Source organism: Nocardioidaceae bacterium (assembly GCA_018672315.1).
Lineage (GTDB): Bacteria > Actinomycetota > Actinomycetes > Propionibacteriales > Nocardioidaceae > TYQ2.
In genome coordinates this window covers 1544199-1558318 of record CP076053.1, presented here as the reverse complement: position 1 = coordinate 1558318, position 14120 = coordinate 1544199, and the positions used below count along the sequence as shown (strand labels likewise).

Annotated in this window: 13 protein-coding genes; 5 read left to right on the top strand and 8 right to left on the bottom strand. The window is 72.3% G+C overall.

Annotation, left to right across the window (positions count from 1 at the left end; genetic code table 11):
* Positions 1 to 6: 6 nt before the first annotated feature.
* Positions 7 to 378 carry a DUF1499 domain-containing protein gene (locus KLP28_07330; protein QWC86481.1) on the bottom strand — a complete coding sequence of 124 codons (372 nt, stop codon included), beginning with the start codon at positions 376 to 378 and terminating at the stop codon, positions 7 to 9.
* 72 nt (positions 379 to 450) lie between these two features.
* On the opposite strand from KLP28_07330, the gene KLP28_07325 reads away from it, so the two are divergent.
* The 3 genes from KLP28_07325 to KLP28_07315 are packed head-to-tail and all read left to right on the top strand — an operon-like array spanning position 451 to position 3054.
* A complete protein-coding gene (locus tag KLP28_07325; GenBank protein ID QWC86480.1) occupies positions 451 to 1065 on the top strand; it encodes a hypothetical protein in 615 nt (204 codons plus the stop codon).
* Positions 1066 to 1095: 30 nt separating this feature from the next.
* Positions 1096 to 2148 (top strand): YihY/virulence factor BrkB family protein, encoded by a 1053-nt coding sequence (locus tag KLP28_07320; protein ID QWC86479.1) that lies wholly within the window; start codon positions 1096 to 1098, stop codon positions 2146 to 2148.
* A gap of 57 nt (positions 2149 to 2205) precedes the next feature.
* Positions 2206 to 3054: an NERD domain-containing protein gene (locus KLP28_07315; protein QWC86478.1), complete on the top strand. Its 849-nt coding sequence runs from the start codon at positions 2206 to 2208 to the stop codon at positions 3052 to 3054.
* Between the two features lie 2 nt (positions 3055 to 3056).
* Here KLP28_07315 and KLP28_07310 read toward each other — a convergent pair whose 3' ends face one another.
* The 3 genes from KLP28_07310 to KLP28_07300 all read right to left on the bottom strand — a co-directional run bounded on the left by KLP28_07310 (position 3057) and on the right by KLP28_07300 (position 9026).
* Positions 3057 to 6278 (bottom strand): hypothetical protein, encoded by a 3222-nt coding sequence (locus KLP28_07310; GenBank protein QWC86477.1) that lies wholly within the window; start codon positions 6276 to 6278, stop codon positions 3057 to 3059.
* A 462-nt stretch (positions 6279 to 6740) separates the two neighbouring features.
* Positions 6741 to 8243, bottom strand: coding sequence for an MFS transporter (locus tag KLP28_07305; protein ID QWC86476.1), 1503 nt, complete (start codon positions 8241 to 8243; stop codon positions 6741 to 6743).
* A 120-nt stretch (positions 8244 to 8363) separates the two neighbouring features.
* Positions 8364 to 9026 carry a TetR/AcrR family transcriptional regulator gene (locus KLP28_07300; GenBank protein ID QWC86475.1) on the bottom strand — a complete coding sequence of 221 codons (663 nt, stop codon included), beginning with the start codon at positions 9024 to 9026 and terminating at the stop codon, positions 8364 to 8366.
* An 80-nt stretch (positions 9027 to 9106) separates the two neighbouring features.
* Here KLP28_07300 and KLP28_07295 point away from each other — a divergent pair, with 80 nt between their 5' ends.
* On the top strand, positions 9107 to 9415 hold the full coding sequence (locus KLP28_07295) for a hypothetical protein (protein QWC86474.1): 309 nt from the start codon (positions 9107 to 9109) through the stop codon (positions 9413 to 9415).
* A 53-nt stretch (positions 9416 to 9468) separates the two neighbouring features.
* Entirely contained in the window at positions 9469 to 10278 is an 810-nt protein-coding gene (gene yidC, locus KLP28_07290) for a membrane protein insertase YidC (protein QWC86473.1), read from the top strand.
* Positions 10279 to 10299: 21 nt separating this feature from the next.
* On the opposite strand, the gene KLP28_07285 is transcribed toward yidC, so the two are convergent.
* From KLP28_07285 to KLP28_07270, 4 genes are all read right to left on the bottom strand, one after another.
* Positions 10300 to 11232, bottom strand: a complete 933-nt coding sequence (locus tag KLP28_07285) for an alpha/beta hydrolase (GenBank protein ID QWC86472.1) — start codon at positions 11230 to 11232, stop codon at positions 10300 to 10302.
* Positions 11233 to 11375: 143 nt separating this feature from the next.
* Positions 11376 to 12824, bottom strand: a complete 1449-nt coding sequence (locus KLP28_07280; protein ID QWC86471.1) for an amidohydrolase family protein — start codon at positions 12822 to 12824, stop codon at positions 11376 to 11378.
* A gap of 36 nt (positions 12825 to 12860) precedes the next feature.
* A complete protein-coding gene (locus tag KLP28_07275) occupies positions 12861 to 13223 on the bottom strand; it encodes a hypothetical protein (protein QWC86470.1) in 363 nt (120 codons plus the stop codon).
* The gene (locus tag KLP28_07270; GenBank protein ID QWC86469.1) at positions 13220 to 14116 is read right to left on the bottom strand and encodes a hypothetical protein; all 897 of its coding nucleotides are present in this window, start codon (positions 14114 to 14116) and stop codon (positions 13220 to 13222) included. The genes KLP28_07275 and KLP28_07270 overlap by 4 nt, the downstream gene beginning before the upstream one ends.
* Positions 14117 to 14120: the final 4 nt, after the last annotated feature.

The following is a 14120-nucleotide window of genomic DNA, read 5'->3' as shown; positions in this document are numbered from 1 at the left end:
CCGCGGTCAGCCCAGGGCGGCGACGAGCTGCTCGCGCACCGTCGTCATGCGCTTGCGGTTCGCGCCGAGGTCGGAGCCGGCGTACGGCACGGACTCGGAGCGGAAGTGGACCATGTTGTCGTCGGCGTCGATCTCGAACTCGACGGTGTCCTTGAAGCGGAGCACCTTCGTCTTGAAGACCGCCGAGACGTAGTCGGCCTCCTCGGTCGTGACCGAGGTGCGCGGGAAGTCGGCGATGACCTTCATGACCGCGGCCTTCGCCTGCTCGGGCGAACCGGTGAACGGCACGGGGTCCATCGCGCAGTACTCCTGCGTGTCCAGCGTCGAGACGCACTTCTGCGATCCCTCGGCACACGGGCTCAGTCGCTTGGCGGCCATGGTGGCTCCTTCGTGGCGCGTACGGCAGTGGTCGGTCCGCAGAGACCCTAGCGGCGGTCGTACGGTCTCCCGGTGACCTCGACCGCGAACTCGGGCCTGCGCCGCGCGATGCTGCTCATCGGCGGCTGCGTCACCCTCGGGATCGGGGTGGCGATGGTGCTGCGCGCGGACCTCGGGTCCGACGGCTTCTCCACTCTCGTGAACGGGGTCGCGCTCGGCACGGGGTGGGCGTTCGTCGTCGCGAACGTCGTCGTCAGCCTGACCTTCCTCGCCCTCGCGGCGCTGCGGAAGGTCGTGCCGGGCGTCGGGACGGTCGTCCAGGTGGTGGTCGTCGGCCTCGTCGCCGACCTCGCCCTGCGGGTGCTCGAGACGCCCGGCTCGCTGCTCGGCCAGGCGTTGCTCCTCGCGGGGTCGGTCCCCGTGATCGCCGTGGGGATCGCGGCCTACCTCGGCAGCCGGCTGGGGGCGGGCCCGGCCGAGGCGGCCGCGCTCGCGTACGACCCGCCGGTGCCGTTCCGGTGGAGCTACAACGCCGTCCAGGGTGCCTCGGCCCTGCTCGGCTGGCTGCTCGGCGCGACCGTCGGTGTGGGGACGCTCGTGGTGGTGCTGGCGCTGGGCCCGGCCTCGAGCCTGGCCGCGCGCCTCCTGCGCGTGGAGATCGGCGGGACGCGCGCCGTCGAGGACTGAGCCCGCGCGCACGCCTGGGACCATGAGGAGATGCCGGGTCCCCGCGAGCGCGCCGCTGACCTCGCCGAGCGCGTCGCGACCGTCGGTGACCGGTTGCGCGAGGCGGCGCTCGGGCGCAGCGAGCGCTTCGCCTCCCGCGCCCCGGCGCCGGTGCGCACGGGGCTGGAGCTCGCCGTCGCCACCGTCCGCGACGCCCGTCGCGACCGCGTCCCGGGCCTCGCGGCCGAGGTCGCGCTGTTCACCCTGATCTCGCTGCCCGCGCTGCTGCTGGTGGTGCTCGGCTCGCTCGGCTTCGTTGCCGACGTCCTCGGACCCGACGGGCGCGCCGAGCTGGACCGGCTGGTCTTCACCGTCCCGCGGGCGGCGCTGTCGGGCGACACGTTCGCGGCGTACGAGCAGCTCGTCCGCCCCGTCACCCGCGAGGGACGGGTCGACGTGATCGGCTTCGGGCTGCTGCTGGGTCTGTGGACCGGGTCGCGGGCCACCAACCGGGTGCTGGAGACGGTGACGATCGCGTACGACCTCGAGCACCCGCGCGCCCGCTGGCGCCAACGGATCCTCGCGCTCGGGATGACCGTCGCGGCGACGGTCGGAGCGGTCGCGCTGCTGCCGCTGCTGGTGCTGGGACCGCGCCTGATGCGTGCCCTCGCGCCCGACGGCGTGGCCGCAGCCGGGTCCTCCGTTCTCGACTGGTTGTTCTGGCCGCTGGTCGGCCTGCTGGTCGTCGTCGCGCTGGCGACCGTGTTCCACGTCGGCGTCCCGTGGCGTACGCCCTGGCGGCGCGACCTGCCCGGGGCGGTGCTGGCGATGGCGTTGTGGCTCGTCGCCGCGGCGGGCCTGCGGCTCTACCTCGCGCTCAGCGGAGCGAGCCTCGACGGCGGCGAGACCGTCTACCGGCAGCTCAGCGCGCCCATCGCCGTCTCGCTGTGGTTGTGGGTCTCGGCGCTGGCGGTGCTGCTCGGCGCCGAGCTGAACGCCGAGATCGAGAAGCGGTGGCCGACCGGGGCGTACGGGCCGCGAACCGCAGACGGACCGCCACATCGACGAGACGAGTCCGCCGACGGTCGACCAGAGCGAGGCTGAGCGCACGATCCTCCCGATACGGCGGCGAGGCGATCGATGTGAGGTGATACTGCCGGGATGGAGGACACGGGAGCGACGGTGGAGAAGGCCATACGGCTCCGCTACGCCGGCTCCTGTCGCGTCTGTGGCACGCCGCTCGACGCCGGCACACGCGCCGTCCACGAGCGACGGACACGCACCGTCCGCTGCCTCAGCCACCTCGCCGATGCAGCCGAGCCGACATGGGGGTCGACGCCCGAGGAAGATGCCGACGAGGCCGTCGCAAGCGGTCATGCCGGAGCCTCGGCACGCCGTGAGTTCGAGCGTCGCCGCGAAGCGCGGGACCGACGCATCCGTGGGCGATTCCCCCACATCGGTGGACTGGTGCTCGCGCTGAGCAGCGATCCGCCATCGACGCAGGCCTGGGACGCAGGCGCGCTCGGCGAGGAGAGGCTGGGTCGGGCCCTCGATCGACTGGCGGGAGACGACGTACGTCTTCTCCACGACCGCCGCATCCCTCGCTCGCGGGCCAACGTCGATCACCTGGTCGTCACCACGAACGGTGTCTGGGTCGTCGACGCCAAGAGGTACCGCGGCCGCCCGTCCCGCAGGGTCGAGGGCGGTGTGCTGCGACCCCGTGTGGAGAAGTTGCTCGTCGCGGGACGCGATCGCACCTCGCTGGTCGACGGTGCCCTCCGCCAGGTGGACCTCGTCAGATCGCTGGTCGGGGACGAGGCGCCCGTGCGCGGAGTGCTGTGCTTCCTCGAGGCCGACTGGCCGCTGATCGGCGGCGCGTTCTCGGTGCGCGGCGTCGAGGTCTGCTGGCCCAGGACGCTCTACCCGAGACTGACCGCCGTCGGCGATGTGACGCCGGCCCAGGTCGACCGGATCCACCGGACCCTGGCCGCCGCACTGCCGAGGGCCTGATATCAGGGCATGACCGCGAGACCGTCGACCACCACGCGCTTGCGGCTCGTCGTCACGACGGTGACGTCGGTGCCGCTCCCGCTCCAAGGAAGCTCGACCAGGCGCCGGTGACGAACCGACGGCGACCGCAGACTGACGGCGCCGCCTAGCCACCGCCCCTCGCTACGGAGCCGGATCGAGCCGCATGTCGGACACGTGTCGGCGATCAGCCAGACCCCGGTCGACCAGCGGATCGGGAGGGACAGGGTGCGGCCGCGCTGCACGGTCGACATCGCAGCTCGGTCGAGGAGCTCTCGACCGCGGACGGTTCGCCACCCGGCGCTGCGCTGCAGCGCAGTCTCGCGGAGGGGACGCACGGTGCAGCCGGCCCTCGTCCACGGCCCGACGTTGCCTTGGCCGTCGACCGCCCGGAACTGGACGCATGTGCTGGCACCCTCGGTCACCTGCACGACCACGGAGCCACGGTCGGTGCCGACTCGCTCCGCCGAGGAGTAGCGCCCGTACACGGTGCGCGGCGTCGCGCTGGCCTGTCGCACCTCGACCCGGGCGACGCCGCTGCGGTCGGTGGCCGACGCCGAGGCGCGCGCGTGACCGGTGAGGGTCACCGCCGGCAAGGCCGCGATGGTCAGCCGCGGCGGTGTCCGGTCGATCCCGGGCGAGACATACGCGACGCTGGCCGACGACGACGAACCCTCTTCACCCATGACGACGACGCTCACCCGGCCCTCGGTCGCGGCGTCCGCGACGAAACTCGCGGACCTCTGGTCAGAAGCCACCAGCTCGAGCTGACGACCGTACGCGTCCTGCAGTTCGAAATACCGGGCGCGAGGTGCGTACGGCTGATCCTCGTAGTCCCAGCTCACCGTGACGCGCGAGGTATCGGGATCGACGCTCACGCGCAGGTTCGTCGGGGTGGGCGGCATGGCGCGGCCGACCTCGACGTACGTGTCGCGTCGCCCGGCGCCGTTCACCGCCGTGATCGTCCCGCCGGCGGCCGCCCGCGGGTTCGACGGCGTGAACACCTCACTGAGACGGTCGCCGGGGACCGTCCAGACGGCCGGATCGTGGCCGAAGCCACTGAGCACGTAGTGGTCGACGGGCTGCTTCGGCTCCGCGGACCACGAGATGCGCAGGCCTGCCCCCTCGTGGACCACTTCGGCGACCGGCGCGGCGGGGGCCCGATAACCGAGCGTCACCGGAGCCGGGAGCGCGCCGGTGGCCGGGACACGGGCGACGGTCGCCGCACCCTCGGCGTCCACCCAGCCCACGAGCGGGTCGCGACCGGTGGAGACGTCGAGGTCGCGCAGAGGCCCCGAGGCCGAGGCGAGCGGCCGCCAGCCGCGGTCGGCGGCGTCGAGGTCGATCCAGCGGATGACGCCCTCGGCAGTCCAGGTCACAGCGAAGCCGTTGCCGAGCATGACCTGCGAAGCCGAACCGTCGAGGGACGCGGGAGCTGGGGGCAGCGTCACCGCGGGGGTCGTCCCGCGTTCGTCGATCACGCGTGTCGAGGTGGGTCCGTCGTGTGCTGCGCCGCCCTGGCACACGGCCAGCACGTACGGTCCGGCAGCCTGCACCGCGGTCACCAGTCCGCAGCGCGGGACGGTGAGATCGACCGCGGTCTGCGAGGTCACGTCGTAAGAGGCGACCAGCCCGTCGAGGCCGGAGAAGATCGTTCCCGGGCTGTACGCGCGTCCGTGTGTCAGGGCGTCGGGGTCTGGCTCGATGAGCGTCCCGGCGCCGCGGGGACGCTCGAGGCGCATCGGATCCTGTGTGGGATCCACGGTGTCGATCAACTGCGAGCCGATGACGTCGACAGGTGCGACCAGAGCCACGGTGCCGCTGACACCGATGATGCGGGTGCTGTCCTGCGTCGCGCCGAGGCCGGCCGTGCGGGCAGTGCCGCCACGGTCGATCAGGGTGAAGGGCTGCGTCGTCGACATGATGGCGGAGGCGCCCTCGCGAGCGAGCACGTCGAGAGCCGGTCTCGCCGACCGCACCGGCTTCCCCAGGGCGAGGCCGGCACCGACGGCCCGGCTGGTCAGCCGCCCCTTCCCGCCGGCTGCGCCGTCGTCGACCACGAGCACACGGCCGTCGTCGACGGAGATCCGAGACGCCTCGGCAGGGAGTCGCCGCTCGGGGAGCAGCTCGTTCAGACCGCCCGACGAGAGGTCGACCGTCGCCAGGCTGGTGCCGTCGACGCTGACCACCGCGCCGTCGTCGTACGCCACCGCGTCGTGCGCCGTCGCGGGCAGGGCGCGTGAGCCGTTGCGATCCATCACGAGGCCTGCGGGCGTCTCGGCGTAGGAGTACCACCGCGAGGTCAGCACGACGGCGCCGTCGGGGCCGCCGACGGGGAGTACGTCCAGATCCGCCCGCGCCAGGGTGCCGAGCTGCTCGGGGCCGCTCACGGACCCGCTCGTGTCCACCGCGGCGCGACACACGGTGTGCACGTCGCTCCCGCTCTCCCACGTTGTCCAGGCCAGCGCACCGTCGTGCAGACGTGACTCCTGGACCGGGTAGCCGCAGGGACCCGGGGGGCGTACGCGGCGAATGGTGCCCGTCGCCGCATCGACCGTCGCGAGGGACCGGAAGCCGTCGTCCGGTCCGACGATCGTGAAAGCGAGCACGGAGTCGCTCGACCCGACGGAGTAGCGGCCGATGGTCTCACCGTCCTCGAGCCCGGGAAAGCGCGTCGCAGCTCCACCGGCCCAGGAGGTGAACTCGAGGTGGGAGGGGTCCGGCAGCGGGCGGGCGAGAGTCAGCACGCCGTCATCGGTGAAGCCGACGAGCTGCCCATTGACCGGCCACGTCGCGAAGCTCTCGAGAGGAGCGATGGTCTCGCCGTCGACGACACCCGTCATCAGCGTGCTGCGAGAGCTCTCGATGGCAGCCACACGACCGTCATCTCCGAAGGCGACCGGTGACAGCCCGTCCAGATCGGCGGTGAGGGCGGCCGTGGAGCCGTCGCGCGAGACAGAGAAGATCCGCCCCCCGTCCCCCCACCCGATGTCGTCGCGCCTCACCAGCAGGCGGTCACCCACCTGGGCCAGCGGTGTGATCGGCACTGCCGTGTCGCGAGGCGTGATCGGCACGCCGGCCAGGGGGACGGGGGTGCCGGCGTCCTCAGCGACAGCGGTCGCGGCGGGAGCGGCGCCGAGGACCGCTGCGGTGACGGCGGATGCGACAGACGCGGCGATCGGGCGCCGCGAGGAGCTGAAGAACACGATTCTCCCAGGTGAGCGAGCCGCCCCACTTGGCGGCAGCCAATTGTGCGCTGTACGTCCCGAGATCTCCTCATCCCGCTCCCTGCGCCTTCTCGATTCGCCCGGTGCCGGACTCCTCGCCGGACGCCGGACGCCGTCCGCTGTCCGCTGTCCGCTGTCCCGCTGAGGTGATCTCTCGGCGGGACAGGGCAGGCTTCATGTGCACCCGACGAGAGGAAGCGCTCGATGACCGTCACCTCAACCGCCCCGCCCGTCGAGCCGGGCCCCGCGCCCACACCGACACCGGTTCCTGCTCCCGGGCCGGCTCCCTCGCCCGGCCCCGCACCGACACCCGTGCCGGGCCCCGGCCCCGGGCCCACGCCGCAGCCGGGACCGACCCCCGTCCCGGGACCGGACCCGAGCCCCGAACCGGCACCGATGCCCGCCTGAGACGGGCTCCCAGCCGCGGCGCAGCCGGCCACCTCAGGTGGCAGGCTGCGCCGTCGGCCGTGCGCTTGCCTGCTCGCCCGCCTCGTCCACCTCGTCTGCGTCTGAATGTGCCTGCGACGGCCTTCTGGGGATCGTCAACGTGACGGCGACGCCGACGAAGGCGGCGATCGCCCCGAAGACGAAGCACGCCTCGAACGCCCCCTCGGTCGGCACCCGTACGGAACCCAGCGGCTGCGTCGAGCTCGACAGCAGCGTGCCCATCACCGCGGAGGCGATGGCGGTGCCCAGACTGCGCATGAGGGTGTTGACGCCGACCGCCGAGCCGGCCTCCTCGGCAGGCGACGCGTCGAGGACGAGGGTGGGCATCGCGGCGTACCCGATGCCGACACCGGCCGAGATCACCAGCGTCGCGACCATGACCTGCCACGGCGCCGACATCAGCAGGAACGCGACGACGTAGCCGAAGCCGAGCACCGCCGCACCGAGCGCGAGAGCGGTCTTGGCACCACGACTGTCGATGATGCGGCTGGCGACCGGCGCGAAGAGCAGCATCATCAGGCCGCCGGGAGCCATCCAGAGGCCGGCGGCGAGGATCGACTGGTCGAGGCCGTAGCCCGTGGCGCTCGGCAGCTCCAGCAGCTGCGGCATGACGATCGCCTGGGCCATCATCCCCATGCCGACGGCGACCGCAGCGATGTTGGTGAGCAGCACCGGCGTACGCGCGGTGCTGCGCAGGTCGACCAGCGGGTTCGCCGTCCGCAGCTGCATCGCACCCCAGACGACGAGCACGGCCAGGCCGGCGACGATCGCGCCCACGGTGCGACCCGACGTCCAGCCCCAGGTGCTGGCCTTGGAGATGCCCACGAGGAAGAGCGAGAGACCGAGCGCCAGACCCACGGCCCCAGGCACGTCGAAGCGAGCCCGTTGGGCAGGCGGCGTGTTCGGCACCAGGGTCGCGACCGCCACGACGACGACCAACGCCGCGGCGCTGGAGACCCAGAAGAGGTTGTGCCAGTCACCGCTCTGCGCGATCCACGCCGAGAGCGGCAGACCGATCGCGCCGCCGACACCGAGCGTCGCGCTCATGGTCGCCACGGCGCCGGAGGCCTTCTCGGGCGGCATGACCTCGCGCAGCAGGGCGATGCCGACCGGGATGAAGCCCATGGCCACGCCCTGGAGACCGCGGCCGACGAGCAGGGAGAAGAGTCCGCTGGACAGGGCACTCACGACGGACCCGGCGACCAGGAGGAGCCCGGACCCGAGCAGCACGCGCTGCTTGCCGTGGATGTCGGCCAGGCGTCCGCTGATCGGCATCGTCACCGCGCCGGCCAGCAGGGTGATGGTGATGACCCAGGCGGCGTCGGCGACCGTCGCGGCGAGCAGCCGCGGCAGCTCGGCCTGGATCGGGATGACCATGGTCTGCGTGAGGGCGGCGACGAGGCCTCCCAGGCAGAGGGCGGCCACGACCACGGTCGGGTGGTCGGGGCGTGCGGAGCGGGCTGCTGTTCGCTCGGCGGAGGACGTACGGACGGACACGGGCTCACCTCTCCGGCCGCGGACTTCACGGCGGGACGACAGAACGACGGGATGACTCAGAAGATGTCGCCGTCAACCATAAAGCAGTTGCCTTAAAATTGGCGCCGGCTCCACCGTGATCTACGTCGCCGTGTGGGACGGGGCGGTCCAGAGACCGGCCAGCGCATCGACGACCTCGGCGCCCGCCGTACGCCAGGCACGGGCCGCCGTCTCGTCGTCCCGGCCGTCGGTGAGACGCAGCTCGAGCGAGGCGAAGCCGTGCAGCAGCACCAGCCGGGTCATGTCACCCCGGGCGCGCTCCGCGGTCGGTGACAGGGCAGCAACGCTGGCGCGGAGGCCCTCCTGTGCCGCACGGAGGCTCGGCGCGTGCTCGGCCCGCAGGCGCGCGATCGTCTCGGCGTGAGCCGGGTCGGCGCGCAGCTGCGCTGCACACCGCAGGTGGAAGGTCGGCCGCGGCAGCTCGAGGGCGTGGTCGACCAACGGATGCACCAGGGCACCGATCCAGGCGCGCGGCGGGGCGTCCGTCGGGAGCCCCGCGATGATCGCGGCGCACCGACGTTCCACCGTCGGGAGATGCCGCATGACGAGCGCCTCGACGAGGTCGGCGCGCCGGCCGAAGTGGTACGCGACCGCAGCGTTGTTTCCTTGCCCGGCCTCAACCGCCACCCGCCGGTCGGAGACGGCGGCGACGCCGTGCTCGGCGAAGAGACGCTCGGCCGCGTCGAGGAGGGCGTCGCGGGTCGCGGCGGGGCGACGCCGGTGCCGGGAGCCGTCGTCGACCACCCCACCAGCGTACGGACGGCGAACTCGGTGGCCGCGTCGGCGAGCCTCGCCGGAGTGCGCGACGCCCGTAGGATGAGGTCATGGACGACGGGGTGACGCGGCTCGTACGCGCATCGGCCGCGCACGCGATCGCGCTCGTCACGGCCATCGTCGGCATCCTCGCGCTGGCCTCCGTCGTCCCCGTCGGTCCGACCGAGCTGCTCGTCCTGTCCCTCGGCGTGCTCGCTGTCCGAGCCGGTGTCACCGACGTGCGGGCGGCGCTGCCGGTGGTCCGTCGCCCTGCGACGTCACCGACCGTCCGGCGCCGACGGACGCCCTCGCTCCTGCACGGTCGGGTCACCGACGCCAAGCGCTCACTGCTGGCTCCCCGGGCTCCGGGACTCGTCTGACGCTCGCTCCGGCGAGCCACGCAGACCCGTCCCGTCCCACCTCAGGAGCCCTCGTGTCGCTGCTCGACCCCCTGTCCCATGCCCTTGCCCAGACCCTGCACCTCGCTCATGCCGGACTGACCGCGCTCGGTCCCGACCCGGCGTCCGGCCTCGTCTGGACCGCTTCCGTCGCCGTCCTCGTGGTGACCGTCCGCCTCCTGCTGCTGCCGTTCGCAGTCCACGGCGTACGCACCGCTCACGCCGCCGCCCGGGCCCGACCCCAGCTGCGCGCACTCGCGGAGACCTACCGCGAGCGACAGGACCCCGCGTCGGTCCGCGCGTACGCCGAGGAGCGTCGACGCGTCGCCGCCGAGCACCGGCTCAGCCCCTGGGGCTGTCTGCCGGTGCTGGTGCAGGTGCCGATCTGGTTCGCGCTCTTCCACCTGCTCTCGGACCTCGCCGCCGGGACGCCGGTCGGAGCTGTCGACACCGGGCTGGTGGCGTCGTTCGGCGCGGCCACCCTGGTCGGGGTGCCCCTCGCGCAGCACGGGTACGCCGGGCTCGACGTCACGCACCTCGCCGTCATCGCAGGCCTGGCCGCGGCGGCCGCGACGCTCTCCTTCGTCACGCAGCGCTTCCTCGTGCTGCCGAACGCGGTGCCGTACGACGGCGGCACGGTGATGACGCAGGTGCTGCAGGCCATGCCGCTGCTGTCCGCGGTCGCGCTCCTCGTCACCTCGGCCTTCGTGCCGGTCGCGCTGCTCGTCTACTGGGTGGTGAACAGCTCCTGGACCCTGCTGCAGACCGCCGTGGTCGTGCGCTGGTGGCCGACGCCAGGGAGTCCCGCGGCGCAACGAGCGGCGCTGAGGCGACGCGCCGCGTAGCCGTTGCCAGGGCCCGCCGACTCAGGCGATCTGCTCGCCGCGCACCGCGTCCCGCGCCTGCGCCCACGCCCGGTCGCAGAACGCAGCCACGGTGCGCACCGCGTCCCGCGCCTCGGGCACCCAGGGGGCCGCCTGGAAGACGTGCACGTCGAGGTCCCACGCCTGGAGCTCGCAGTCGATGCCGCGGTCCCGCAGCGTCTGCGCCAGGTGCTTGATCTCGGGGAACAGCGACTCCCGACGCGCGGCCTGCATGAGGATCGGCGGGGTGTCGGGAGCGCACAGCTCGTGGGGGTGGGCGTAGCCGGCCGACCCTCGGGCGCGCTCGATGCCGTCGGCCAGGCGCAGCATCGCGGGGATCGCGGCCGGCCCGAAGACCGCGCACGCCGTACGCCGCGGGTCGCGCTGGTCGGCCCGCACCTCGCACAGCGGGGACAGTGTCACCGCGCCGGCGGGCATCGGCAGACCCTCGGCCTGTGCCGCGGCAAGGACGGCGAGCGTCAGGAAGCCGCCGGCGGAGTCGCCCATCACGACGAGGTCGTCGGTGCCCTTCTCGACAGCTGCACGATAGGCGTCCAGGCAGTCCGCGACGGAGGCCGAGATGGGGTGGCGCGGCATCTTGCGGTACCCGACGGCCGTGATGCGTGCGCCGGTCTTGTGGGCGACGTGCGCCAGCAGACCGCGGTGCAGGTGCTGCCCCCCGACCAGGAAGGCGCCCCCGGGGAAGTACAGGATGCGACGCCCGTGGACCCGCTTCGCCGGCACGACGTCGACCACCCTCACGTCTCCGGAGCGGGAGGAGACGAAGGACGTGCCCTTGACCGGGACGGTCATCAGCCCGCCGAGATCGGCCAGCGCGTACGGCCACGGCAGCCCGGGGGCACGCGACCACACCGCGATGAAGGGTCGCACCGTCATGCGCAAGGACAGTCCGAGCATTCGCGCCTGCACGCTCATGGGACACCTCTCAGTCCGGCTCCCGCCCACCGGTCTCGGGGCGGCTGCTCAATCTAGGTGCTTCACCGTTGAAGCACCAGGATCACCGCGCCATCGGTGCCCGATCGAGGACCGGTTCACGCGCCCCTGACCTGGGACGATCCTCAGGCGAGGGTCTCCGTAGGCTCGGTGGCCGCCCCCTTGTTGCGGTAATCCGTGTACATGTAGGGGTTGTCGAGCACCTTCGACTCCGGGATGTCGGGCTGCATGCCGCTGACCCACTCCTCGGCGCCGAGCTCGCCGCGCAGGTGGTCGAGGGTGTTTTCGACCTCCGTCCGCGCCCGCTGCAGGTCGGCGTCGACCAGGCGGCCGTCGGACTTCACGGTCCGGCCGTTGACGAGCACGGTGTGGACGTCGCCGCGCTGGGCCTGCATCACGACGTGCCCGTACGGGTTGGTGATCGGGAACATCACCGGCGAGGCGTCGTTCTTGACCAGCACGAGGTCGGCCCGCTTGCCCGGCTCGATGCTGCCGACGACGTCGGCCAGGCCCAGGGCGCGGGCGCCGCCCATGGTCGCGTACTCCACGGCGTCCTCGCAGCGCAGTCCGATGTGGGTGACGGTGTCACCGGTGCTGTGGGCCTCGAAGTGCTCCCGCGTACGGTCCGCGTTCAGCGTCGACCTCATCGCCGAGAAGATGTCCGCGCTCATCCAGACGCTGGTGTCCATCGACAGCGAGATCGGGATGCCGTGCCGCCGCAGCGACCACGACGACGGGTACCCCTGCCCGCAGCTGGCCTCGCTCTCCGCGGCGACGGACGCGTGGCCTCCCGTGGCGGCGATGCGCTGGTAGGAGTCGTCGCTGAGGGTCGCGGCGTGGACGTACACGGTCTCCGGCCCCATGAAGCCGTGGTCGTGCATCAGCTGGATGCCGTTGTCGTTGGTGGCGCCCCAGACGCCCGCGTGCGTGGTGACGGGCAGGCCGAGCTCGCGGGCGACCTCGAAGGCGGCCTTCTCGGGGAACGCAGGGTCGCCGGTGACGTCGAACGCCAGCTGGGCGCCGAGCATCTCGCTGCGCGGCATGCGGCGCTCGACGAACGAGCGGAAGTCCGGGTCGGCCGTCCACTCCCACGGGCCGGCCTGGATGTTGCCGTACGCGAAGACGAACCTCCCCGGCGTCTGCTCCAGGGCGTCCACGGCGGCGTCGGCGTGCTGAGGGGTGTGGAGGTTGTGCGACCAGTCGACGCTCGTGGTCACCCCGGAGTCCAGCGCCTCCCAGGCACTGATCAGGTTGCCCGCGAAGATGTCCTGCGGGCGGAACTTGCGGCCGTGCTCGAGGTAGTTCCACACGAAGTACTGCGTCAGGGTCCAGTCGGCCCCGTAGCCGCGCAGCGCGGTCTGCCACATGTGGCGGTGGGTGTCGATCATGCCCGGCATCAGGATGCCGCCACGCGCGTCGACCTCGGTCGTGCCCTCGGGCACCTCGAGGTCGGGGCCCACGGCGGCGATGTCGGTGCCGACGACGAGCACGTCGGCGTCCGGGAGCACCTGGTGCTGCGCGTCCATCGTCAGCACGATGGCGTTGCGGAAGACGGTGGCGGGTTGTCCGGTCACGGCGGGTCGCTCCTCAGGGCTGGTGCTGGTGGATGGTCAGGTGCTGATGTCGGGGTACGGCAGGCCGATGTGGGCGAGCCTGGCTGCGTAGTCGAGCTGCATGCCCAGGGGTTCGTCGAAGTCCCGCTCGAACATCGCGATCCACAGCGTCAGCGTCAGGAACGGGTGGGCGCCCAGCTCGAAGAGCGCGACGTGGTCCTGCTCGACGAGCGCGCGGCGCTCGGCGTCCTCGAACGCGAGCCAGGTGCTGCGCTCGGCGGGGATGCAGCTGAGGATCCGGTTCGCCATCTCGGCCTCCCACCAGGCGACGGTGCCGGCGGGGTCCTCGCGGTACCGCTCGGTCAGCTCGACGTCGCGGTCGACGGTGAAGAGGAACTTGTTGACCAGGTACCTGCTCACAGCAGCGACCCCCTCGAGCTCAGCGCGGGCCCCTCGATGAGGTGGGGGTTGGGGTACCAGGTGAAGTACGCCTCCATCGTGTGGAACAGGTCGAGGTTGTCGGCGTAGTCGGCCCGACGGTGGCCGGCGATGCCCATCATCAGCATGAAGTCCATGAACCCGTGCGTGGCGTTGCCGGGGGCGTGGAGGCTGTCGAGCGACACCCCGGACAGGCACCCGTCGATGTCGCCCTCGGCGATCCACCGCACCGCCCTCGCGTCGAACTCCGGGTCGGGTCCGCTCGGCCCGAACTGGCGGGGGCCGCCGAGCTCCAGGGAGAGGTGGCCGGTGCCGATGACCGCGACCCGCAGGTGGCTCGGCCAGGCGTCGATGATCTCGCGGATCGTCCGGCCCAGCTGCACGAAGCGTTCGGGACGCGGCAGCGGCGGGGCGAAGATGTTGGTGTAGATCGGCACGATCGGCAGGTCGTTCTGCGGCCGCACCGTGAAGATCGGGCAGGTGATCGAGTGGTCGACCCGCAGCTCGTTGGAGAAGGCCAGGTCGAAGCCCTTGTCGATGCCCTCGCGCAGCATGTACGCCGAGAGCTCCTCGTCGCCCTTGAAGAAGAGCTTGGGGAGGCCGAACTCCCGCATCTCGTTCTCCCAGTTGCCGTCGTAGAACGGCGCCTTGCCGACGAGGAACTGCGGCATGTTGTCGAGCCAGAGCTGGTGGAAGTGGTCGGAGCCGACCATCACGAGCACGTCGGGCCGGGCCCTGGTCAGGGTCTCCCGATAGGCCTCCACGTGCCGGACCCAGTCGGCCGCGAACGGCGGTGCCTCCTCGGCCGGCATCTGGCTGGTCTTGTAGTAGAAGGGGTGGTGGGTGGTCGCCAGGATCGCGACGAGATCGGCCATGGGC